The organism is Streptomyces mashuensis (genome assembly GCF_014654785.1).
Taxonomy (GTDB): domain Bacteria; phylum Actinomycetota; class Actinomycetes; order Streptomycetales; family Streptomycetaceae; genus Streptomyces; species Streptomyces mashuensis.
Map to the genome: position 1 here is coordinate 1 of NZ_BNBD01000018.1, position 22,950 is coordinate 22,950.

General features: G+C 72.7%; 21 protein-coding genes. 3 read left to right on the plus strand and 18 right to left on the minus strand.

Going from position 1 to position 22,950, the window contains the following annotated elements; all coding sequences use genetic code 11:
• Positions 1–97 precede the first annotated feature (97 nt).
• The 16 genes from IE305_RS28725 to IE305_RS28800 all read right to left on the minus strand — a co-directional run bounded on the left by IE305_RS28725 (position 98) and on the right by IE305_RS28800 (position 18,458).
• Entirely contained in the window at positions 98–922 is an 825-nt protein-coding gene (locus tag IE305_RS28725) for a thioesterase II family protein (protein ID WP_190132728.1), read from the minus strand.
• Complete coding sequence (locus IE305_RS28730; RefSeq protein ID WP_190132729.1) at positions 912–1,706, minus strand: SDR family NAD(P)-dependent oxidoreductase; 795 nt, start codon at positions 1,704–1,706, stop codon at positions 912–914. Before IE305_RS28730 ends, IE305_RS28725 begins: the two co-directional genes overlap by 11 nt.
• 10 nt (positions 1,707–1,716) lie before the next feature.
• Positions 1,717–2,463, minus strand: a complete 747-nt coding sequence (locus IE305_RS28735) for a 3-oxoacyl-ACP reductase family protein (RefSeq protein WP_190132730.1) — start codon at positions 2,461–2,463, stop codon at positions 1,717–1,719.
• Between the two features lie 34 nt (positions 2,464–2,497).
• Entirely contained in the window at positions 2,498–5,383 is a 2,886-nt protein-coding gene (locus IE305_RS33600; protein ID WP_190132731.1) for an aminotransferase class III-fold pyridoxal phosphate-dependent enzyme, read from the minus strand.
• 15 nt (positions 5,384–5,398) lie between these two features.
• Positions 5,399–6,715 carry a beta-ketoacyl synthase N-terminal-like domain-containing protein gene (locus IE305_RS28745; RefSeq protein ID WP_229891653.1) on the minus strand — a complete coding sequence of 439 codons (1,317 nt, stop codon included), beginning with the start codon at positions 6,713–6,715 and terminating at the stop codon, positions 5,399–5,401.
• Complete coding sequence (locus IE305_RS28750) at positions 6,705–7,982, minus strand: beta-ketoacyl-[acyl-carrier-protein] synthase family protein (RefSeq protein ID WP_190132732.1); 1,278 nt, start codon at positions 7,980–7,982, stop codon at positions 6,705–6,707. Before IE305_RS28750 ends, IE305_RS28745 begins: the two co-directional genes overlap by 11 nt.
• Positions 7,979–9,145 carry a beta-ketoacyl synthase N-terminal-like domain-containing protein gene (locus IE305_RS28755; protein ID WP_190132733.1) on the minus strand — a complete coding sequence of 389 codons (1,167 nt, stop codon included), beginning with the start codon at positions 9,143–9,145 and terminating at the stop codon, positions 7,979–7,981. Before IE305_RS28755 ends, IE305_RS28750 begins: the two co-directional genes overlap by 4 nt.
• 8 nt (positions 9,146–9,153) lie before the next feature.
• On the minus strand, positions 9,154–10,467 hold the full coding sequence (locus IE305_RS28760; protein WP_190132734.1) for a beta-ketoacyl-[acyl-carrier-protein] synthase family protein: 1,314 nt from the start codon (positions 10,465–10,467) through the stop codon (positions 9,154–9,156).
• A 52-nt stretch (positions 10,468–10,519) separates the two neighbouring features.
• On the minus strand, positions 10,520–11,098 hold the full coding sequence (locus IE305_RS28765) for an acyl carrier protein (protein ID WP_190132735.1): 579 nt from the start codon (positions 11,096–11,098) through the stop codon (positions 10,520–10,522).
• 703 nt (positions 11,099–11,801) lie between these two features.
• Positions 11,802–13,016: an NAD(P)/FAD-dependent oxidoreductase gene (locus tag IE305_RS28770; RefSeq protein WP_229891655.1), complete on the minus strand. Its 1,215-nt coding sequence runs from the start codon at positions 13,014–13,016 to the stop codon at positions 11,802–11,804.
• Between the two features lie 3 nt (positions 13,017–13,019).
• Positions 13,020–13,211, minus strand: a complete 192-nt coding sequence (locus IE305_RS28775) for a ferredoxin (protein ID WP_190132736.1) — start codon at positions 13,209–13,211, stop codon at positions 13,020–13,022.
• A gap of 43 nt (positions 13,212–13,254) precedes the next feature.
• The gene (locus IE305_RS28780; protein ID WP_190132737.1) at positions 13,255–14,442 is read right to left on the minus strand and encodes a cytochrome P450 family protein; all 1,188 of its coding nucleotides are present in this window, start codon (positions 14,440–14,442) and stop codon (positions 13,255–13,257) included.
• Positions 14,443–14,560: 118 nt separating this feature from the next.
• Positions 14,561–15,205 carry a TetR/AcrR family transcriptional regulator gene (locus IE305_RS28785; protein ID WP_190132738.1) on the minus strand — a complete coding sequence of 215 codons (645 nt, stop codon included), beginning with the start codon at positions 15,203–15,205 and terminating at the stop codon, positions 14,561–14,563.
• Positions 15,202–16,263 carry a saccharopine dehydrogenase family protein gene (locus tag IE305_RS28790; RefSeq protein ID WP_229891657.1) on the minus strand — a complete coding sequence of 354 codons (1,062 nt, stop codon included), beginning with the start codon at positions 16,261–16,263 and terminating at the stop codon, positions 15,202–15,204. The genes IE305_RS28785 and IE305_RS28790 overlap by 4 nt, the downstream gene beginning before the upstream one ends.
• A gap of 381 nt (positions 16,264–16,644) precedes the next feature.
• Positions 16,645–17,307, minus strand: a complete 663-nt coding sequence (locus tag IE305_RS28795) for a response regulator (protein WP_190132739.1) — start codon at positions 17,305–17,307, stop codon at positions 16,645–16,647.
• Positions 17,304–18,458, minus strand: a complete 1,155-nt coding sequence (locus IE305_RS28800) for a sensor histidine kinase (RefSeq protein WP_229891659.1) — start codon at positions 18,456–18,458, stop codon at positions 17,304–17,306. Before IE305_RS28800 ends, IE305_RS28795 begins: the two co-directional genes overlap by 4 nt.
• A 132-nt stretch (positions 18,459–18,590) precedes the next feature.
• On the opposite strand from IE305_RS28800, the gene IE305_RS28805 reads away from it, so the two are divergent.
• Entirely contained in the window at positions 18,591–19,511 is a 921-nt protein-coding gene (locus tag IE305_RS28805; protein WP_190132740.1) for an ABC transporter ATP-binding protein, read from the plus strand.
• Complete coding sequence (locus IE305_RS28810) at positions 19,508–20,341, plus strand: ABC transporter permease (RefSeq protein ID WP_190132741.1); 834 nt, start codon at positions 19,508–19,510, stop codon at positions 20,339–20,341. Before IE305_RS28805 ends, IE305_RS28810 begins: the two co-directional genes overlap by 4 nt.
• A 63-nt stretch (positions 20,342–20,404) precedes the next feature.
• Here the strand turns inward: IE305_RS28810 and IE305_RS28815 are convergent, their stop codons facing one another.
• A complete protein-coding gene (locus IE305_RS28815) occupies positions 20,405–21,313 on the minus strand; it encodes an immunity 49 family protein (RefSeq protein ID WP_190132742.1) in 909 nt (302 codons plus the stop codon).
• 423 nt (positions 21,314–21,736) lie between these two features.
• Here IE305_RS28815 and IE305_RS28820 point away from each other — a divergent pair, with 423 nt between their 5' ends.
• Positions 21,737–22,726: an ornithine cyclodeaminase family protein gene (locus IE305_RS28820; RefSeq protein ID WP_190132743.1), complete on the plus strand. Its 990-nt coding sequence runs from the start codon at positions 21,737–21,739 to the stop codon at positions 22,724–22,726.
• Here the strand turns inward: IE305_RS28820 and IE305_RS33255 are convergent.
• Entirely contained in the window at positions 22,713–22,919 is a 207-nt protein-coding gene (locus IE305_RS33255; RefSeq protein ID WP_229891661.1) for a hypothetical protein, read from the minus strand. The two genes, IE305_RS28820 and IE305_RS33255, sit on opposite strands and share 14 nt — an antisense overlap.
• Between the last annotated feature and the right edge of the window lie 31 nt (positions 22,920–22,950).

Sequence of the window (22,950 nt, forward strand, 5' to 3'; positions counted from 1 at the left end):
CACAACCGGGTCTTGAAGGCCGACGTCACGCGAACCCCCGAATTCGCCAACAGCGTCTTCTCTTCTTCCGGGGGCCGAAGCGGCTCGGCGCTGGTACTCAGAGCTGACCTGAGTACCTGAGCCGATGCCCGCCGCGGCGGGCCTGGCCGACGGGGCCTCCGGTGATGTGGCGGGCCAGGTCGGGCCAGTGGGCGGTGAGGTAGAAGTGGTCGCCGCCGGGGAAGAGGCGCAGGTGGAAGCCTCCGGTGGTGTGCTCCTTCCAGGCGGCTGCCTCGTCGACCGTGACCAGTGGGTCGCTGTCGCCGATCAGGGCGGTGACGGGGGTGCTCAGGGGCGGGCCGGGGCGGTGGTGGTAGGTCTCCACGGCCCTGTAGTCGCCGCGCAGCACGGGCAGGGCCATGGCCAGCACGTCCGGGTGGTCCAGCAGGCGGGGGTCGGTGCCTCCCGTGCGGCGGATCTCCTCCAGGAGGCCGGCATCGTCCCGCAGGTGGACGGTGCCGCCGCGGACCCGGCTGGGGGCCCAGGCACCGGAGACCAGCAGGTGGGCGGGGGCAGTGCCCGCCTGTTCAAGGAGGCGGGCCACCTCGTAGGCCACCAGCGCGCCCATGCTGTGCCCCAGCAGGGTCAGCGGCCGGCCGGTGAGCGGCGCGAGTTCCTCGTGCACGCGGGCCGCCAGCTCTTCCAGGTCCTCCACCCGCTCCTCGCGGATGCGGTCCTGGCGGCCCGGGTACTGGACCGCCGACACCTGGTACGGCCCGGTCAGCTCCCTGCCCAGTGGCCGGAAGGCCGCGGCGCTGCCGCCCGCGTGCGGGAAGCACACCACGTGGGCGGCACCGGGCCGCGCCGGCGCGGGGCGCAGCCGGCGCAGCCAGGGGCCGCGGCGGGGGCGCGGGACGGTCGCTGTGCGGGTCTCACATGCCACGGGTGTACCCCCCGTCCACGGTGAGGCTCTGCGCGGTGATGGCCGCGGCCCGGTCGGACACCAGGAAGGCGATGAGCTCCGCCGCCTCGCGTGCTTCGACGAGCCGCCGCAGCGGGACGGACTTGCGGGCCTGGCGGAGCATGCGTGCCGGGTCCGCGCCGATCTCGGCGGCCTGGGCGGCGATCTCCCGGCGGAGCATCGGTGTGTCGATCCAGCCGGGCAGGACGGCGTTGACGGTGATGCCGCGCGATGCGAGGTCGAGGGCAAGGCCCTTGGTGTAGCCGATCAGGCCGTGCTTGGACGCGCAGTAGGCGGTGTTCCGCATCTTTCCGGCCTTGCCGAGGATGGAGGAGACGTTGACGATGCGGCCGTTGTCGACGAGGAACTCCAGGCAGGTCGCGGTGACGGCGAAGGTGCCGTGCAGGTTGACGTCCAGTACGCGGAGCCAGGTCGACTCGTCGTCGGGGGCGTTCTCGTCGGCGACGCCCGCGTTGTTGACGAGAATGTCGAGGGTGCGCAGGGGGCGGAGGACGGCGCGCAGCGCGGTGCGTACGCGGTCGCGGTCGAGCAGGTCCACGGCGAGCGGGGTGACCTGCGTACCGAGGCCGCGTACCTCCTGGGCGACCGCCTCCAGCCGGTCGGTGTCACGGTCGAGCAGCACCAGGTGCGCGGCGCCGGATCCGGCCAGGAGGTGCGCCACCTCGCGGCCGATGCCCTGGGCGGCGCCGGTGACGACCGCCGTCCTGCCGGAGAGTTCGCCGGGGGTGGGGTGGGTGTCGTTCATGTCCGGCCTCTCACGCCATCTTCAGGCCGCCGTCGATGTGCAGTACCTCGCCCGTGGTGTACGTGTTGCGCGGGCTCGCGAGGTACGCCACGGCGTCGGCGATCGTCTCGGGTTCGGCGTAGGTCTTCAGCAGCAGCCGGCTCATGATCTCGTCCTCGCCGTGGCCGCGGATGGTCTCCGTCATGTCGGTGTTGATGACGCCGGGGGCGACGGCGTTGACCAGGACCTTGCGGGAGGCGAGTTCGACGGCCATGGCCTTGGTGAACGCTTCCAGACCGCCCTTGGCCGCCGCGTAGTTGGACTGGCCGCGGCCGGGCTTCGACGCGGCGGAGGAGGAGATGTTGACGATGCGCCCGTAGCGCCGGCGCATCATCGCCGGGGCCACGGCCTGGACGGTGAGCATGGGGGCGACGAGGTTGGTGTCGAGGACGTCGCGGATGTCCTTCAGGCTCTGGTTGAGCAGCAGTTCGTCGCGGGTGATGCCGGCGTTGTTGACCAGGACGTCGATCCGCCCGAAGGACGCGAGGACGCCGGCCGCCAGCCGTGCGGGGACCTCCGGGTCGGAGACGTCGCCCTGGAGGAGCTCGGCCCTGCGGCCCAGCTTGGTGATGTGCTCGGCGACCTGCTCGGCCTCCGTGGTGGAGCTGCGGTAGTTGAGGGCGATGTCGCAGCCCAGCTCGGCGAGCCGGATTGCGACGGCGCGGCCGATGCCCCGGCTGGCGCCGGTCACCAGGGCCACCTGGCCTTCGAATTCCATGATGCTGTGTTCCCCGTTCCTGTGCGTGCCGGGCTCAGACCGAGTGCGCGTTCTTGTAGTCGGCCAGCCGGAGCCCGTGTGCTTCGGCCAGCGCGGCGATGTCGATGACCTGGCGGCGGCTGATGTTCCCGTAGGAGTAGTGGCGGTCGATGCCGGCCAGCCCCATCAGCGCGGTCTCCGCCATGCAGGCGAAGAGCTGGCCCGCCTCCAGGAAGGCCCGCGCGGAGGGGTGGAGGCTCTCGCCGTTGGGGGTGGCGACGATGCCGCCGAGCATGTATGCGAGGTCGGGCCGCTGCTCGGTCAGGCCGGGGACGGCGTTGTTGGGTACGGCGATGTCGCACACCACCGCGTCCTGGGCGAAGTGCTCGGCGCCGAGGAACGGCTCGGGGCTGTTGGAGGCGCACAGCACCAGCTGTGCGCCGCGCAGGGCGTCGGTGTCCTGGGTGACGGTGAGGAAGGGGTCCTCGCCGTACCGTTCCACCAGGTATTCGGCGATCGCCCGGCCACGGCCGGTGTCGTCGCCGGTGGGGCCGTCGGCCAGCCACTTGGTGACCAGCGGCTCCTCGGCCAGCCGGGCCGGGATACCGGACAGCTCGCCGCCGTCCGCGATCCTCGCCCAGCACTCCTGGTAGATGCCCTCCACAGTGTTCCGCAGCCGTCGTGCCGAGCCGTCCCGGCTGCTGCCGACCAGTACGATCCTGCTCAGCCGCTCGGCGAAGAGCTGGCTGTAGACCGAGGCGATGTTGCCCGCCGCACCGACGACCGCCAGGGTGGAGCCGGCCACGTCGAAGCCCCGGTCCCGCGCGCCGCGCTCCATGGCCTGCACGCCCATGGCGACGGTGAGCGCGTTGCCGGAGGTCAGTGCGATGCCCGGGATGTTCAGCGAGGTGCAGTTGTTGGTCACGATCGAGGTGTACATGCCGAGTCCGGCGACCTCGCAGCCGTCCTCGCGGGCGGCCCGCACCCGCTCCTCGACGTCGGCCCGGATACCGGCGACGTCACCGGAGGCCAGGTAGCGGCCCATCTGCTCGGAGGCGACCATCAGCGGGTAGAGCGCGAACTCCACGGCGCTGCCCAGCGGCGAGGTGATCCGCACACCGGGGTAGGGCGCGGCCTTCTTCACCGGCTCCATGCCCAGCACGAAGGAGCGCAGTGCCTCGTCGCTCAGGTCGGCCAGCGCCGGGTCCACCTGCCGCAGGTGGGCGGGGGTGATCAGGTGGTTGATGAAGGCCACCTTGCGGACGGGCCCGGTCACCGGGCGCTGCTCGCCCTGCTCGTAGGGGGCGACCGCGCCCCGGAAGTCGCGGATCTCCAGCCGCGGCTTGGGGAGGGTGCGGTCGGTCGCCGGGTGCACCAGATGGAGGGTGTCCTCGTGGCGCAGGATGCGGCAGAGCCGGTCCAGGGCCCCGCGCAGCCTCTCGATCTCCTCGTCGGTGAGGTGGAGGGACGGCTGGATGCGCAGCACGTTCCCGGCGCTGCCGGTCGGGGCGATCCTGATGCGCTCCTGGCGTAGCAGGTAGCCGGAGAGCAGGTAGCCGAGGGCGCCGGTGTACGCGGTGCCGCGCAGCACCATGGAGCGCGCCCGTCCCTGGTCGTACAGCTGGACACCGACGAACAGGCCCTTGCCGCGGACGTCCTCGATGACGTCGGGGTAGGTGTCCTTGAGTTCGTTCAGCATCGCGGCGAGTCGCTCACCGCGCTCGGTGACCTGCCGGTACGCCAGGCCGTCGTCGGCCTCCAGCATCTCGACGACCTTGAGGGCGACGGACGAGGAGAAGTCGTCCATGGCGAAGGTGGAGCTGTGGATCAGGTCGAACTCGCCCTGGTACAGGGAGCGCCGGACCAGCATGGCGGAGATCTTGGCGAGGCCGCCGCCCAGCGACTTGGACAGGGTGTAGTAGTCGCCGCGCAGCCCGATCAGCGAGCTGGCGAGGAAGGCGCCGCAGCGGCCCATGCCGCTCTGCACCTCGTCGACGATCAGGGCGGTGCCGGCCTTGTTGCAGAACAGCCGGATGGCGCGGCCCTGCTCGGTGGTCAGGACGTGGATGCCGCCCTCGCCCTGCACCGGCTCGACCAGGAAGGCGGTGACGACCGGGAGGTCCCGTTCGGTGACGCGCACGCGCCCGTCCACGACCTCGGTGTCGAGCAGCACCACCCGCTCCTCCCGGGCGATCTCGTCCAGCAGGTCGAGCCGGTCCATCGGGACGAAGCGGACGCGCGTGCCGAGGTTCTGGAAGGGGGTGCGGAAACCCGCATTGTAGGTGAGCTGGACACTGCCGACCAGCTTGCCGTGGAAGGAGCGTTCCAGGGCGAGGAACAGGGGCCGGGTGGCCAGGGCGGCGGCGTTGTGTGCGGCGACCGCCGCCAGCAGCCCCTCGACGCCGTCGGCGGGCGTGACCCGGGTCCGTAGGGCGGGCAGCCGGAAGGCGTCCTCGTCGGCCTCGGCGCCGTCCCGGCGGGCGGCCTCCGAGGCGGCCTCGGCGTGCGCGGCGACCTCGTCGGCGAGCGCCGCGGCCTTGCGTACCCGGACCAGCTCGGCGTGCTTGACGGCGGCCTCGACGGCCTCCGCCCCGCTGTTGCCGAAGGTGGCGATGTACGGCTCCTTGACGGAGGTCTCCCGGCGGACGATGTCGCTGAGCGCGGCGCCGAGCCGGCCGGCTTCGCCGCGCAGGGAGAACTGGGCGTGCACGGCGCGGTTGCTGTCCAGTACCGCCTTGGCGTGGGCAACGAGCTCCGGGTGGTTGTGCCCGAGGATCAGCGAGCCGTAGCCGCCCATCAGGTCCAGGACCGGCACGAGTTCGCCCCGGTCGTCCCGGTGGTGAACGGTGTTCCCCTCGGCCCGCTCGTACTCGGCGTCCAGCCCCAGGGCGGTGAACAACCGGCCCATGTACGGCTGAACGAACTCGGTGAACTGCGACATTACTGGTGGTTCCCCTCAGGTGGTGTACGGTCGCTTGGCGAGCAGGGCGCCCGCGAACCCGCTGAACGTGCCGTGCAGGCTGAGGACGGAGTCGATCCGCCGCTTCCGGGCGGCACCCATCACGAAGTCGGTGTCGTCGTCGGGCGGCGTGCGCAGGTGGGCGATCGGCGGCAGCTCGCCGGCGGCGAACAGGCTGGGGGCGAGTGCCAGTTCCGCCAGCGGGCCGGCGGCCCCCACGGTGCCCAGGACGGGCCGCACGGAGCTCACCGGGACACGGCTGTCCTTCAGCAGCGCGCGCAGCAGCTCGGCTTCGGCGGCGTCGTGGTGAAGGGTGCCCTTCCCGTCGGCCAGGACGGCGCCCAGGTCCTCGGGCCGCAGACCGTGCGCGGCCAGCAGCCCGCGGGCGTTCTCCGCCAGGGTGGCCGGTCCCACGCCACTGTCCAGGGCGGGCCGCAGCACCGCCCCCAGGACCTCCACCAGCGGGCGGGCGCCCCGCGCGAGGGCGTCCCCGGCCCGCTCCAGGACGACCGCCACCGCGCCCTCGCCGAGGACGGTGCCGTCCCGCTCGGCGTCGAAGCTCCGCAGCGAGTCGCTGCCGTGGGTGCCCGCGCTCAGGTGCCCGGCCCGGTACAGCCCGGCCAGCTTCAGCGCCTCGTTGTAGCTGCCGGCGCCCACCACCAGGGCGGTGTCGCAGTCGCCGTTACGGAGGCTGAACGCGGCCCGCTGCAGAGCGCCGAGAGCCGCTCCGGCGTCCTGCACGAAGGCCGCGCAGTCGCCGCGGAACCGTTCGGCGATGCTCACCATGGCGAGGGTGTTGTTGTTCAGCGCACGGATGACGGTGAAGGGGTTGAAGGCCGCCGCGTTGCCGAACGCCTCCGCCACCACGCGCTGGAGCTCCACTCCCACCTGCGACGAGTCGTCCCGCCGCGACCGGTCGAGCGCCTTGTGAAAGGCGGCGACGCCGAGTTCGGTCGAGTCGTCCTGGGCGACGTAGAGGCCCCGCCGCTCTTCCGGGATGCCCTGCCAGCCCTCCCCCGCCTCCCGCAGCGCGTCCTGCGCGGCGAGCATGGCGTTGAAGGTGAAGGAGGTACCGAACTTGCGCAGCTTGTGGGGGACGCTGTCCCTGCCGAGCCGCTCCAGCTCCTCGGGCACGTGCCCGAAGTGGGTGACCTTACGGGTCCGGACGTACGGATCCCGGTAGGGCGTCAGCGCGGGCCGCGCCGCGTGCCACGCCTCCCACAGGGCCTCGCGCCCGCGCCCGGTGGGCAGGACCGCGCCGATGCCGGTCACGACGACGGCGGCCGGGCCGGTCGCCGGGATCTCACTGCTCATAACCACGCACCACCAGACTGGCGTTGAGTCCGCCGAAGCCGAAGGAATTGCTCACTGCCACCGAAACCTCCTGTTGCCGTGCGCTGCCGGGCACGTAGTCCAGGTCGCAGGCCGGGTCCGGGTTCTCCAGGTTCAGCGTGGGGGGCACGACACCGTCCCGTACGGACAGCACGGTGGCGATGAGCTCGGGCGCGCCGGCGGCAGCGATCAGGTGCCCGAGCATGGTCTTGTTGGCGGTGACCGCCAGCCTCCGGTAGTGCTCGCCCGCCGCGAACACGTCCTTGATCGCCCGGGTCTCGACCGGGTCGTTCAGGGGGGTGGACGTGCCGTGGGCGTTGACGGAGTCGACCCGGTCCGGCTCCACGCCCGCGTCGGCCAGTGCCCGGCTCATGGCCAGTGCCGCGCCGTGTCCCTCCGGATGCGGGGCGGTGACCTGGTAGGCGTCCAGCGAGCTGCCGAAGCCGGCCACCTCGGCGAGAATCCGCGCGCCGCGCCGGCGCGCGCTCTCCTCGCTCTCCAGCACCAGCATGGCCGCGCCTTCCGCGGCCACCAGCCCACTGCGGTCCCGGTCGAAGGCCCGGCACAGCCGGTTCCCGAACAGCTCCGAGGTGGAGGGCGCGCCGAGCAGCAGCAGCCCGGTCATGGTCGGCAGGTTCAGCACGGAGTCGGCACCGCCGACCAGCATGGCGTCCACCTCGCCGCGCCGGATCATGCGGAAGCCGTGGCCGATGGCGTGGGCGGCGCCCGCGCAGGCGGTGGAGAAGTTCAGCGCCGGTCCCCGCAGCTCGTGCCGGGCGGCGATCCCGGCCGCCAGCGCGTCGTTGGTGCAGAACAGGCCGCTGGCCCGGTCGAGCGCGGCCCGGTCGGCATAGAGCGTCGCCCACGACGGCTGCCCGTCCTCGCCGACGGCGTGCAGGAGTTCGTACGGATCTCGTTCCGGTACGCCGGAGCCGACGGCCGTGCCGGTGCGGGCCGGCGCGCCGGTCTCGGCGAACCCGGCGTCGGCCAGTGCCTGGGCGGCGGCGGCCAGCCCGAAGCGGACCCGCCGCTCCATGGGACGGTCCATGCCGTCGCCGGCGCCGTACCGGGCCTCGAACGCGGCGTCGTCGACCGGTGCCGCGTACTTCACCGGGAAGTCGTCGACGCCGGGAGGCTGCCAGGCGCGGACGGCCGAGCGGCCCTCGACCAGCCCCTCCCACATGGTCTGCCAGTCGAGACCCAGTCCGCAGACGGCGCCCAGGCCGGTCACCACGACGCGGCGGCTCATTCCACGACTCCTTCCAGTACGACGGAGCACACCTGGCCCCGCACGCCGCAGGCCAGGACGAGCACCCGCGGGACGGGCAGCTCCTCCTCGCGCACCGCGTCCCCGTCGGCGACCAGCCGCCGGTTGCCGGCCAGGCCGTGCAGCGCCAGCACCGTGTGGGCCAGCGGGTGTGCGGGGCCGAGCACACCGGTGGCCCGCTCGCCGGTGAAAGCCGGGGGCCGGTGGGCGGCCCCGCCGAAGACCCGGTCCAGCGCGGCGTCCTGGGCCCGCGCCCCGGAGTCCGTCCAGACGGTGTCCGGCAGGATCCAGCCGATGCCGCCGGGGTCCGTGCCGGCCATTTCCAGTGCCGCGCGGACCGCGTCGGCGATCGCCCCGGCACGGTCGTCCCCGTCGGCGCCGAAGGCCCGGCCGTACCCGGCCAGCCGGACGGCCGGGGCATCACCGGCGGGCCCGGTGCCGTGCCGGCGGGCGAGGAGGAAGGCCGCGCCCTCCCCCGGGACGACGCCGTTCCACCCCAGCTCCTCGTACTGCACGAAAAGCAGGGGGTGCACCTTGGGGCTGACCGCCCCGACGAGCGCCGCCTCGTTCTCCCCCTCGGCCACCGACAGCACGCCGTCGATCAGGGCCTGGAGCCCGGCGTCCGAGTACGGCGAGTAGGCGGCCATGGCCCCCGACAGCCCGAAAACCGCCGAGACGTGGGCCGCGGCCGTGCTGTTGAGGTGGGAGAGCCCGCTGAAGGGCGGTACCTCCCGGGCGTAGAGGGCCGCCACCTCGCCGGGCGACCCCGCCACCCTGCGCAGCCGGTCCAGGGCCCCGAAGCGGAGCAACTCCTCGTCCACCGTGGGCAGCCCGAGGTACAGGCCCCAGCCGGGGCCGCCGACGGGCCCGTGCGCGGCCGGCCCCGCCAGCGACAACCGCGCCCCGTACAGCGCCAGCCGCGCCTGCTTCTCGGAGGTGCGCAGCACCCTGCGGTGCACCCCGAGGGCGGCGGCGTCGGGATCGTCCACCAGGAACGCGGTGCCCGTCGCGGGGCCCTCCGGAATCCCGGAGGGCCCGCTGGTGTCCTTGCCCGCGAGCAGCGCCTCCCACAGAGCGGCGGGGTCGGTGCCGGCCGCCGTGCAGACACCGGGTGCGGTCAGCAGCACCGTATCGAGAGCGGTCATGGTCGTGCTCACCTCGCCCGGGCCAGGATCAGGGAACAGTTCTCGCCGCCGAAGCCGAAGGAGTTCGACAGCACCGTGTTCACCGGTGCCTCGCGCCGTTCGGTGACGATGTCCAGCCCGCGGCTGTCCTCGTCCGCCCCGGTGAAGTTCAGGGTCGGCAGGAGCGTCTGCCGCTGGAGGCCGATGACCGACAGGACCGCCTCGACGGCACCGCTGTTGGCCAGCGAGTGGCCGAGGGCGGACTTGTTGCCGGTGACCGGCAGGCGGGCGGCCCGCTCGCCGAAGACGGCGTGCAGCGCCGCGGCCTCGCAGGCGTCGTTGGCCTGGGTGGACGTGCCGTGCGCGTTGATGTGGTCGATGTCGTCCGGGGTGAGTCCGGCGTCGGCGATCGCGGCCCGCATGCAGGCGGCGTAGTCGGAGCCGTCCCGCGAACTGGACGTCATCCGTACGGCCTCGGTGACCCCGGCGTACCCGGCGACCCGGGCCAGGACGCGGGCGCCGCGCGCCTCGGCGTGCGCCCGCGACTCCAGCACGAGGAAGGCGGCGCCGTCCCCGATCACGAAGCCCGCGCGGTCCTTGTCGAACGGCCGGCTGATCTCCGCGGCCGTCCGGCCGCCGGCCGGGGCGAGGGCGCCCACCGCGTGGAAGGCGGTGATGGAGGCCAGTGTCGTCAGACTCTCGGCGCCACCCGCGATCGCCACGTCGAGCACGCCGCTGCGGATGTAGCGGTACGCGCTGCCGACCGCCATGCCGCCGGCGGCGCAGGCGTCCGCGCGGGTCTCCATGACACCGACCGCGCCGAAGTGGTCGGCCAGGCCGGCGGTGACGGAGTCCGGCTGGTGTCTGCGGTGCCGCAGCGGGTCGGGGCCACCGTCCGACGCCAGGTAGGCGTCCAGGTCCAGGGTCCCTGAGGTGTGATCGACGTGGGCGGCGAGGGCGGTGAGCTCCTCCGGCTCCATGACCATGCGGTTGCAGGCGAGGAAGACGCCGCCGCGTTCGCCGTCCAGGCGGCGCGGCAACCCGCTGTTCTCCCAGGCCTGGGCGGCGGCGTGCCAGGCGAGGACGCCGGCGGGCCCCTGGGCGCCGGCCTCCTCGGGCACCGCCGCGTCGAGGGACCGCCACACGTGTGGCGGGATGTGCGCGGAGACCGCGCACGGGATGCCCCACTCCTGGTGGAGAGGGTGCTCCGCGATGAGCGTGCGCCCTTCTGCGAGGTGGTCGAACAGTGCCTCCGGATCGGTCAGTCGACCGGCGACCAGGCCGATGCCGGTCACCACCACCTCGTGTCCGGCCGCGGTGGGTAAGTGGGCGTGGGGGTTCACTTGCTGTCCTTTCGTACGACGAGCGACGCCTTCCGCACGGGTCGTCGCGCCGTCAGCCGGCGTGCTGCGGCAGGCCGAGCGCCTCCAGGGCCGACCGGACGCCCTCGGCCATCACCTCGTCACCGGTCGCCGGCTCCGGCACGGCGCCGCAGCCCGCGCAGACGGCCTTGCCGGAGGCGGCGACCTCCGCCTTGTCGGCACCGCACTCCGTGCAGTTCTCCGGCAGGTGGTCGAAGATGGCGTGGGTGAAGGCGGCCCAGTGCGCGCTGGTCGCCGCCGCGGCGACCTCGTACGGCCGCATGCCGGCGTGCACCTGCTCCTCGGAGTAGCCGAAGGCGCTGCGCCGCAGCACCTCCGCCGCCAGCTCGGTGATGCCGCCGCGCTCGTCGTACAGCCGCTCGGAGCCGCCGAGCGCGGACGCCAGCTGGTCCAGCACATTGGACTTGGGCAGGGCCACGCCCAGCCGGGTCTCCATCTCGTAGCGGAATTCGACCAGGTCGAGGGATTCGGCACCCAGGTCGGAGACCAGGGTGGCCTCCGGGGTGATGCTGTCGGCACCGGTGCCCAGGACCTGGGCCAGGCCCTCCCGCACGATCTCCTGGATCTGCTCCGCCTCAAAAGGGTTCTGCATGGCTCTCTCCTCGCATATGAGGTGCATACGAACTCGTTCGTGGGCACGCCGGGCGGCACAACGTTCCGGGCGGCACCTTTTTACGGCGTGAAACGCCACGAAAAAGCGCAGGGTAAATCATCCGGCGGAATACCGCGCCCGTCGCGCGATTTCATGACTCCCCTACCGGGAGTGCGGAAATACCCGTTACAAGGGCAGGGCTGCACACCCGGCGGACGAATGAATGGGAATACCTGTCGGCACGCGACCCGGAGCCACAGAAAAATGGCGTGATCAACCGACGGGCAGAAGAAAAGGGGCACACACCCGGCGTTCGGCCGGCCCCGTACTCAGACGGCCTCAGACAGCCTTGAACGCACTACACATACCAACCCCCGTACACAGTCCCCCGACACAGGAACCTGAACTGCAGGTTCGAAAAAAGGCTAGCAGAGCCCTTTCGAATGAGTCACTCGATTGTGCGCTAGGTCACGCGACCGAGCGGCGTGACAGCCATGCGGCCGTGACATATTCCCGGGAATGAAGAAATTAACCTGCGGTTCACATGGTGGATATTTTTTCACCGAGAGGGCCGCCACCTGCGGTTACGCACGGTAAACGCTTCCCGGAACACATCGGATCGAGCCATCCTGCGCATTTTCGGTCAATGGCCGGAACGCGGCACCCGGGGGTGCCGCGTTCCGTCGCGGTCGCCGGTGACCGGTCAGGCGGCCGGCGCGGCCGGCCGCGTCTCCCGGAGCCGCCGCGCGTAGGCCGTCAGCAGCCCGCCCCGGTTCACAGTCACCGCGCCGACCAGCCGGTCCCCGCGATAGTGCGCCTCCACCACCGCGTCCGTCGCCGGGTCACCCGCCTCGACGACCGCCCGGTCACCGGTCCCCGGCAGGCCCACCGACTTGATCCGGAGCCCGAACGCGGAGGTCCAGAAGGACGGTACGTGCTCATAGGGCTCCGCCGGTCCCGGCCCCGCCAGGAGGTTGCTGCCGGCCAGTTCGCCCTGCGCCGCCGCGTTGCTCCAGTGCTCCAGCGCCACCGGACCCTCCGGCGAGCACACCGCGTCGCACAGGGCCACGTCCCCTGCCACCACGATCCGCGGGTCGGACGCCCCGGCCCCGCCACCGGTACGGGCGAACAGCCGCTCGTCGCAGTGGACCCGCCCGGACACCAGCGACAGCCCGGAACCCCGCAGCCACCCGGTGGCCGGCGTCATCCCGATGGCCACCACCACCAGCTCCGCCGGCAGCACGGTCCCGTCCGACAGCACGGCCCCGGTGACCCGCTCGCCGTCGGACCGGAAACCCCGGACGCCGGTGCCCAGGCGCAGTCCCACGCCGGCACGGCGCGCCGCGGCGGCCACGATTCCGGAGACCGTTCCGCCCAGCGCCCGCAACGGCCCATCGAGCGGTTCCACCAGCGTCACCCGGATTCCGAGGCCCAGCCCGGACAGTGACGACGCCAGTTCCACCCCGACGAACCCCGCCCCGACGACGACCACGTCACGGGCCCCGCCGTCCACGGCGGCGCGCAGCCGGCGGACGTCGTCCAGTCCCCGTACGGCCAGTACTCCCCCGGGCGGCACCTCGCCGGGCCAGGGCCGGGCCTGTGCCCCGGTGGCCAGCACCAGTCCGTCGTAGGGGAGTTCGGTGCCGTCGGCCAGCCGCACGCGGCGCCGGTCCCGGTCGAGGCCGGCGGCCGCGGTGCCCCGGATCCAGCGGGCGCCGAAGTCGTCGGCGCCCGCCAGCCGGATGTCGGCCTCTGTGAGGGTGCCGGCCACGACCTGCTTGGTGAGTGGCGGGCGGTCGTAGGGCAGGTGGGCCTCGTCCGACACGACGGTCAGCGCTCCGGAGTACCCCTGGGCCCGCAGTGACGCGCAGGCCCGGACACCCGCCAGGCCGGCGCCCACCACCACGACCTCGCGCAAGGTTCAGGCCCCCTCGACCGTGATGGCCCGCACCGGGCACGCCCGAGCCGCGGCAGCCACCCTGGGCGCCAGCCCGGGCGCCGGGTCCGGGGCGACCATCAGCCGCTCGTCGTCATCCAGTTCGAAGACCTCGGGCGCGACGAGGGCGCACTGCCCCAGCCCGTCGCACAGGTCGTGATCCACCGTGATCCGCATGTCCGTACGTCCCCCTGTCGCTGTTTCCGTGTTCCCGCGCCGTTCACGCGGTACCGCGCGCGTAGCGCAGCGGCAGTTCCTCCAGGCCCCGGATCGCGTCCGAGGCGAGCCACCGCACTTCCTCCGGCGGAACCGCCAGCTCCAGGGTGGGGAAGCGGTCCAGGATCTCGGTGAGCGCGATCGTCGCCTCCTGACGCGCCAGCCGCTGCCCCAGGCAGAAGTGCGGCCCCATGCCGAACGCCATGTGCTGTGCGGTGGCCCGGCCGATGTCGAAGGTGTGCGGGTCCTCGCGCACGTCCTCGTCGCGGTTGGCCGCGTTCAGCAGGAACCGCACCAGCTCGCCCTTGCGGATGACCACGCCGCCGGCCTCGATGTCCTCCAGCGCCACCCGGTTGACGGTCGTCATCGCCGAGCCGCGGAACCGCAGCGCCTCCTCCACCGCCTGGCCGGCCAGCGAGGGGTCCCGGCGCAGCGCGGCCAGCTGTGCGGGGTGCGTGAGCAGGTCGTGGAGGGCGTTGGCCAGCAGGTTCGTCACCGTGTCGTGGCCGGCGATCAGCAACACCGCGGTGAAGGAGGAGAGTTCCTCGTCGCTCAGCCCGGTGCCGTCCTCGAACCGTGCCGCGATCATCTCGCCGAGCAGGTCCTCGGTGGGGTGCTCCCGCTTGGCGGCGATCAGCGTGGCGCAGTAGGCGAACAGTTCGGCGGCCGCCTTCTGCATCGCCTCCAGCGAGGGCGCGGCGGAGATGTCCATGGCCCACCGGCGGAACGGGTCCCGGTCCTCGGCCGGTACGCCGAGCAGGTCACAGATCACCTCCAGCGGCATCGGGTAGGTGAACGCCTCGATGAAGTCCGCCGTCCCGCTGTCCCCGAGCGCGTCCAGCAGTTCCCGGGTGATCTGCACGATGCGCGGCTCCAGCTGCCGTACGGCCTTGGAGGCGAACGCCGCGGTCACCAGGCGGCGGTAGCGGGAGTGCTCCGGGTCGTCCTGCTCCAGGAGCATGACGGGCATGCCCTCGACCAGGGCCCCGTGCGGAGCGTGGGTGTGCACGTCGTTGGAGAGCCTCGGGTCGCTCAGCAGCTCGCGCGTCAGCGCGGCGCCGAGTACCGTCCAGGTCTCCTGCTGGTTCAGCTGCCGCGTGCGGATGATGCCCCGGCTCGTGGTGAGCCGCTGCAGTTCCCGCTCAAGACCGGCGCTCGCCGCGAGTCCGGCGAGGTCGATTGCCTCGGACATGGTGAAATCCCCCTGGTGACTGCTGATGGACCCGTGCGAGGGCCCGTCGGCCCGCGCCACCGCGGCGCGGGCCCGGCCGGCCTCCGGATCGTCCGCCGGGGCCGGTGCGTTGCGTCGGTCAGTCCCTGAGCAGCTGTGCGGCCTGCTGGGCGAGCTGGGTGTCCATGGCCTGTGACCTGCTGCCGGCGATCCCCGACCGCATCAGGGCCGCCCCCTCGACCAGGGCCACGAAGGTCTCGGCCCTGGCCCGGCAGAACTCGGCCGGCCAGTCGGGGCGGCCCTGCCGCACGTACGCCTCCACGTGCGCGACGTACTTGCGGTAGAACTCCCGGACCACCTCGGCGATGTCCTCGTCCCTCGCCGCCAGTGCCCACACCTCGACATACAGCCGGACCAGCCGCGGGTCCTCCTGTTCGGCCAGGACCACCGCCACCACGTCCGCGGCGTCGACCGGGTCCTGCGGGGCCTGCCCGGACGGCGGGGCGTCCGGGGAGACCCGCAGGCCCGTGGTGTCGGCGAGGCGCTCCAGCGAACGGTCGAGGGCCCGTTCCAGCACGGCCTTGATCAGGTCGGCCCGCGTGGGGAAGTAGTGCTGGAGGTGCCCGACCCGCACCCCCGCCTCCTCGGCGATGGCCCGCAGCGAGGCGTCCGCGTTCCCACGGGCGACGAGCACCGTCTCGGCGGCGTCCAGCAGGCTCGTGCGGCGGAGGCTGCCCTGCCGGGTCAGCTGCGGCCGGCCGCCCTTGTCCGTCGCCCCGCTCATGACACCGTGACCTCGACCCCCGCCTTCTCCAGGGCGGGAAGAACCTCCTGCGGCACCGGCGTCAGCTCCGGGAAGACCACCCCGGACGGTGCCGGGGCACCGTCCTCACCGAGCACCCGCCGCAGCCCCAGGACGCCGCCCAGCGCAGTGAGGTGGGCCTGCCCGGCGGGGTCCTTGACCACCGCGGTGCGCTGCTGCCCGTTCCTGCCGCGGACGTCGATCCGCAGCAGCGCGCTGCCGCCCTCGCCCGGCGAGTACAGCATCGAGCGCCGCACCGACTCGAACCGGTCACCACGGCCCCACCGGAAGAATCCCGTCTTCTTCAGCGCCAGCAGCGTGGAGGTCGACGAGTTCGCGCTGAAGCCGATCCGGGTGATCGCCGTGTCGACTCCCAGGGACAGCGGCAGGGTGAACTGCTCGGGGGTGTCGATCCGCGCGACCTTGGTGCGGTGTCCGCCGATGGTGACGTGACCGGCACCGCTCAGCGGCATGATCATCCGGCGTTCCCCGCCGATGGTCACCTCGTAGTCGAGCCCCAGCCGGTCCATGAACTCCACCGAGTCGGTGCCGGCCCGGTCCTTGAGGTCGTACCGAATCGCGATCTCCACGGCCGACGCGCCGCCGAGCGTCTCGGCGAGCGCCGCGGTGACCAGTGCGGTCACCCCGCCCATCCAGCTGGACGACAGCAGCACCGGTGCCTTCGGCGGGGTCACGGCCGTGACCGCGACCGCCCGCTGCAGCCGCGCGGTCCAGCGCGTGATGTCGACGTACGGGACGCCACCGCGGACCGCGGCACGCAGCACCCGGTCCTCCGGGTCGTTCACGGCGCTGACCACGGCCCGCACACCGGCCGAGAAGGGCTGCGGGTCACTCAGGTCCCAGCACCGCACCGACGCGCCGACCTCGTCGGCCAGCGCCTGCCCACGCTCCGGGCTGCGCCCGGTGAGCAGCAACGGCCACGCGGGAGCGGCCAGCCGCGTCAGGTCACCGCCGACCGTCCCGTAACCACCGACCACGAGCACCGGGCCATTCACGTCTAACTGGATGTCATCGTCCACACCGGAGACACTAGGTCACGCGACCTAGAATCTCAACGCCCTTCACTGTCGCCCGGATCACATACGTGTGGCTACGAAATGTCGTTGCTGTCAGGGAACTTGACGGTCAGTGGGGCCGTAACTGGGCTCGTCGAGGACCTTGACGATGCCGTGGGAGGCGAGATCTTCGTCCGGTCCAGATGTCCGGTGGGGCGTGCTGAAACCGGCGAAGCCGAACGGGACCCAGTCCACGCCGTCCAGAGGGCAGGAGATGATTGGCTGTGACGAGCCGATGAGGTCCGGGCCACAAAAGGTGTCCCTGCTCGGCCGCCCGCCACCGTGCTGCCGGCAGGCGTATGGCGGCGGCACGTCGATGGCCTGCCGCGCGGCAGCCGCGGCTGCTCACCGAGGTGGTGTGACGAGCCCCATCTCGTAAGCCGTGATCACGAGTTGCACCCGGTCCCGGGCGCCCAGTTTCGTCAGCAGCCGCGACACGTGCGACTTGGCCGTGGCCACCGTGATGAAGAGGTCCGCCGCGATTTCGGTGTTCGACCGGCCTCGGCCGACCAGGGTCAGTACTTCCCGTTCCCGCTCCGTGATGCCCTCGACCGGGCGTGGCGGGCGCTCCGGCAGAGCCGCCGGCTGGCGGACGAAGTCCGCTATCAGGCGGCGCGTCACGCCCGGCGCGATCAGGGCGTCGCCGGCGGCGACCACGCGGATCGCGGCGAGGATGTCGTCCAGTGCCATGTCCTTGACCACGAAACCGCTCGCCCCGGCCCGGAGGGCGCCGTGGACGTGGTCGTCCTCGTCGAAGGTGGTCAGGACGAGGACGCGCGCCGTCGATGGGCCGGTCGTGATGAGGCGGGTGGCCTCGATGCCGTCCATGCCGGGCATGCGGATGTCCATCACCACGACGTCGGGGTTGACGTCCTCGGCCAGTTGGACGGCCTCCGCGCCGGTGGCGGCCTCTCCGACGACCTCCAGGCCGGGGTGGTCGGCCATGATGACGCGGAGGCCGGACCGCACCAGCGGCTGGTCGTCGGCGAGCAGGACGCGGATCGTCATCGGGCAACCCCCACGCGTGCGGGCAGCGGCAGGCGGGCCGTCACGCGGAAGCCGCCCTCGGGGCGCGGGCCGGCGCTGAGGTGTCCGCCCAGCAGAGCGACGCGCTCGCGCATGCCGATGAGGCCGAAGCCGTGGCCGGAGCCGTTCCCGGTGCCGCCACGCCCGTCGTCGGTGATCTCCACGGACAGTTCCTCGTCGCCGTGGTCGATGGTCACCCGGCACTGCCCGGTGCCCGCGTGGCGGACCACGTTGGTCAGCGCTTCCTGCACGATGCGGTACGCGGACAGGTCGATGTCGGCGGGCAGCGGGCGCTGGTCGCCGCTGTGGCGCACCTCGACCCGTACGCCCGCGTCCGCGGTCGCCGCCGCCAGCCGTTCGATGTCCGCCAGGCCCGGCAAGGGGGCGACGGCCGCCGCGCCCCGGTCGGCCTGACGGAGGGACACCAAGGTGCGCCGGAGGCCGGAGAGAGTCTCCCTGCTGGTGGCCTCGATGGCGCTCAGTGCCTCGCGGGCCTCCGCCGGCTGGGTGCGGATGACCCGGCTGCCCACGCCGGCCTGGATGGCGATGATGCCGATGCTGTGCGCGACCATGTCGTGCAGTTCGCGTGCGATCCGCAGCCGTTCGGCGGTCACGGCCTCGGCCACCTCCTGCGTACGCAGCGCCGCCGCGTGCTCGCGGCGCTCGCGGGCGAGCAGGCCGGCGGTGCAGGACGCGGCCATCGCCAGGAGGGCGATGAGCCCGTTGACGGTCAGGTTGTCGCCGTGCGCGAAGAGGCCGGTCACCAGGAGCTGGACGGCGAAGGACACCGCGACGGCGACGACGGCGGGCCGTCGCGCGCGGGTGGCGACGACGAAGCCCAGGACGACGTCCACCGCCAGGTACGACAGGAACTCGCCCTGGTACGCCGCGGCCGGGCTCTCGTGGGCGGACGTCGGGGGGCCCACCACCACGGCGGTGGATCCGAGGAGTGCCAGTCCCAGCGCCGGAAGCGGCGCCCGCCGCACCGCGCCGGCGAGCAGGCTCGCGGCCAGCAGTGCCCCGGCGCCGTGGACCGTGCCCGACGCCCGTGGCGCGCCGCCCACCAGCAGGCCCACCATGAGGAGGTAGACGGCGGCCCCCGCCCACACCACGGCCTTCGTTCTCTTGTTCACGCCGGGAGACTAATCGGGCCGCCGGCCGGGCGGCATCAGCCCGGGGACGTACACCCACGGGCGGGTCCGTGCGCACGATTGCCGTCCCCGGCCCCATGCCCGGGCAGGGCACCTCCCGGCAGTGTGGCCGTCGTGATCGAAGTCAACGAACTCACCAAGCGCTACGGCAGCAAGACGGCCGTGGACGGTCTGTCCTTCACCGTGCGGCCCGGCCGGGTCACCGGCTTCCTCGGCCCCAACGGCGCCGGCAAGTCCACCACCCTGCGGATGATCCTCGGCCTGGACGCGCCCACCACCGGCACCGCCACCGTCAGCGGGGTCCCGTTCCACCGCCACCCGCGCGGGCTGCGGCACGTCGGTGCCCTCCTCGACGCCGGGCAGGTCCACGGCGGCCGCAGTGCCGCGGCCCACCTGTCCGCCCTGGCCCGCAGCAACGGCATCCCGCGGCGCCGGGTGGGCGAGGTGCTGCAGGAGGTGGGCCTGGCCGAGGTGGCGAACCGCCGCATCGGCGGGTTCTCCCTCGGCATGAAGCAGCGGCTGGGCATCGCCACCGCCCTGCTCGGCGACCCGCCGGTGCTCATGTTCGACGAGCCGGTCAACGGCATGGACCCGGAGGGCGTGCTCTGGGTGCGCCGGCTCTTCCGGCGCCTGGCCCACGAGGGGCGCACGGTCTTCCTCTCCAGCCACCTGATGTCGGAGATGGAGAACACCGCCGACGACCTGGTCGTCATCGGCCGGGGCCGCCTCGTCGCCGCCGAGCCGCTACGGGACTTCGCGGCCCGCGGCACCGGGCGCAGCGTCGTGGTGGCGACACCGCAGGCCGCCGAGCTCGCGGCCGTGCTGACCGCGGCGGGCGCCTCCGTCGAGCCGGAGGGCTCGGCCGGCGCCGAGAAGCTCGCCGTGACAGGGCTCCCGGCCGACCGGATCGGAGCGCTCGCCCTCCGGAACGGCATCCGGCTCGACGAGCTGACGACCCGTACCGCCTCGCTGGAGGCGGCCTTCATGGAACTCACCGCCGACAGCGTCGAATACCTGGCAGGACAGCACCGATGACAGCACCGACGACCACGCTCACCTCGCTCCCTTCCGTCGCCGGGGCGCCCGCCGCGCGCTTCCGCGACCTGCTCGCCGCCGAGTGGATCAAAATGCGGTCCCTGCGCTCCACCGCGTGGACGATCGCCCTCACCATCGTGTTCGTCGTCGGGTCCGCCGCCGTGGCCACGCTGACGGACAGCGCGGCCAAGGACTCGGGCCCCGCCGGCTTCCTGCCCTACGACGCCTTTCCCCCGGCGGGGTACTGGACGCTGATCCTCGTCGCCGGCTGCGCCGGTGCCCTCACGGTGGTGAGCGAGTACAGCAGCGGCCTGATCCGCACCACGACCGTGGCCGTGCCGGCCCGCGGCTCGGTGGTCCTGGCCAAGGCGGCCGTCACCGCCGCCGTGTGGACCGTGGCCGGCGCGGTCGCCGCCACGGGTTCCCTCCTCGTGTCCCAGGCCGTCCTCGGCGGGCACCACGGCGGCGTCCCGGTCACCCATCCCGGGGTGTTCCGGGCACTGGCGGCCTCCGCGCTGCTGGCCCCGGTCTGCGCACTGGTCGGCCTGGGCCTCGGCGTTCTGCTCCGGCACGCCGCCGCGACCATGGTCACCAGCGTCTTCACCCTGCTGATGCTGCCCACCATGTTCTCGGAGAGCAACCGCTGGTCGGCGGACATCAAGCACGCGCTGGTGTCGGCGGCCTGGAAGCGCCTGGTCGAGACGTGGGAGCCGGATCCCGGCTCCCTGGCCTACACCGCCACCATCACCGGCTCCTGGACCGTGTACGCGCTCTGGCCACTGGCCACGGTCGCCCTCGCCGTACTCGTCGTGCGGCGCCGCGACGTGTGAGCGCCGTGGTGGTGGCGAACGGAGGAGCCATCAGATGCCCCGTCATTCTCCCCGCCCGCTCTCTTACACCGGTGCCTGCGGCGACCCGAGGAGGGCGGGTGGCAGGTAGCCGGAGCGGACGCCCAGTTCCCAGCCGTGGACCTGCACCGCAAGGGAGGCCAGGGCGAGGGGGCCGAGCGGTAGCAGAGTTCTGGGGGCGGGATCGGCTCCCGCGCGCTCGTGGTGCTCGGTGAGCCGGGCGGCGAGGGCCTGTTCGAAGGCGTGCTGCTCGTCCTCCAGGAGTACGCGAAGGAGGCGCTGGTCCGGTGTCAGTGGGCCGGCTGCGTCCAGGCGGCGGGCTGCCTCGGCGCGCTCGCCGGCGTCGGGCCGGCGCAGGGGCACGGTCGGCCAGTCGCGGGGTAGGTGACTGCGCGACGGGGTGAGGTAGCCGCACAGTGCGTCCATGGCGGCGAGGTCCGCCGGGTCCGAGACCGAGATCAGCTCCGAGTAGGGCACGCCGTCGCGGATCGCGGGTGCGAAGTCGTCGCGCAGGAGCAGTCCGATCACCCGCTGCCATTCCCACAGCAGGCCGCTGACCAGGCATATCGCGAATGCGTCCCACCATGTACGGGCTGTGGGGGCCTGGTCGACGGCGTCGTCGCCGAAGCAGATCTCCTCGGTGGTGAGCTTCTCGTCGACGAGCGGGAGGGAGATTTCCTGATCCCCGTCGGGGAAACAGCCGACGCTCAGGATCCCCAGGGAGCATTCCGCGGCGGTCAGCAACGCTGTGCGTGACTGCTCGTCGAGCGCGGGGTTCTCGGTGGTGCGGGCCGCGACGTGGTCGAGGAGGTCGTCGTGCATCTCCCGAAGCCCCTTCAGGGACAGACGGTCGTAGCGGAGGCCGTGATAGTGGTGGAACGTCCGCCGGAAGATGTCCTCCAGCGCGTGGGCGATGTGCTGCTCGCCGACCGTATGGCGTGTCACGTCCTGCACGAATGCCGTCCTTCCTGCGTCTTCCCGGCCAGTGCCGATCATGTCAGCCGCCGCTGACAGCGCAGCCGTGCGCCGGTGGAAGACCGGGCGATCGCCGGCTCGGCCGCGTCCTCCCAGGAGCCCCGGCGCCTCCGGAGGAAGGGGCGAGCCGGATCGGATCGGCAGGCCGATCAGCCTCCCCCGCGAAGGCGCCTACCGGTCCGCCGCCGCCCGCGCCTTCGCCCGCCTCATCCACGACCACGTCGCAGCTCGCGCCTGTGCCCCTGCCTGCGCTCAGGCGGCCTCTACGGATGAACGTGCTCAGGAGGGCGGCGTGGCGCCATTGGGGCAGGGTGGCTACGGTCGACGCTTCGACTGGTCCGGCTGACTCGGCCGATTCGGCTGACGAGCCTTCAGCCGGGAGAGCATCAGGAGGTGGGGAGAATGCTCGTACTGGGGCGCTCGCAGGTCGAGACCCTGCTCGACATGGACGTGCTGATCGATGCCATGGCCTCGGCCATGGCGGACCTCAGTGCGGGTCGCGCCTCGGCCCCTGACCGCGTCGCTGCTCTAGTGCCCGAGCAGGAGGGCTTACTGGCGGCGATGCCGGGCTTCGTGCCGTCGGCCGGGGTGCTCATGAGCAAGCTGGTCTCCCTCTTCCCGCGCAATGCCGGGACACCGCTGCCGACCCACCAGGCTCTGATCGTGGTGTTCGACCCGGACACCGGTGAGCCCGCGGCGTTGCTGGACGGTTCGGTCATCACCGCGGCACGGACCGCCGCCTGTTCTGCGCTGTCGGTGCGGCTGCTGGCGCGCAGGGACGCGACAGTGCTGGCGGTCCTGGGCACCGGCGTGCAGGCCCGGTCGCACGCCCACGCGATCTGCCGGGTGCGCCCGATCCGGCAGGTCCGGGTGGCCGGCCGGGATCCGGCGAAAGCGGCCGCCGTGGCAGAGGAGCTGTCGTCCGTGCTGGAGGCCGAGGCCCGTGCCGCGTCCTCCTACGCCGAGGCGCTCGACGGCGCGCACATCGCCGCTGCGACCACCCACGCCCTCGAACCCGTGATCCGCCGCCCCTGGCTGAGCGCCGGGGTGCACATCACGTCGGTCGGGTACAACCCGGCCGGTCGCGAGGTCGACGACGCCACGGTCGCCGAGGCCCTGGTGTGCGTCGAATCGCGGCAAGCCGCGCTGGCCCCTTTCCCGGCAGGCAGCAACGACCTGCTGACGCCGATCCGCAACGGCCTCGTCACCGCCGACCACGTGCACGCCGAGCTCGGCGAACTCGTCCTCGGCAGCACAACGGGACGCAGCTCGCCGGAGCAGATCACCCTCTACAAATCGGTCGGCGTAGCAGTGCAGGACGCCGCAGCCGCTGCCCTGGTCGTCACCGCCGCCCGTGAGCAGTCGATCGGCGAGGAGATCACCTTGTGGTGATGCCGGCGCCCCGCCCAGCCTCCGCCGAACCGGGCATGAGCCTCTGATCGCCGAGCCCCAGCGACCTGACCATCTGGGCGAGTTCGGCGGCGGAGAGCTTGTCCGGTGAGAGCGTCTGGGCGCGCAAGTGGCCGTGGATCTCCAGCGTGACCAGGCCGTGGAGGTGCCCCCAGATCGGCAGGGCGAGGGCCACCCCGGCCGGCGGCAGCTCGGGGAAGGCCGGG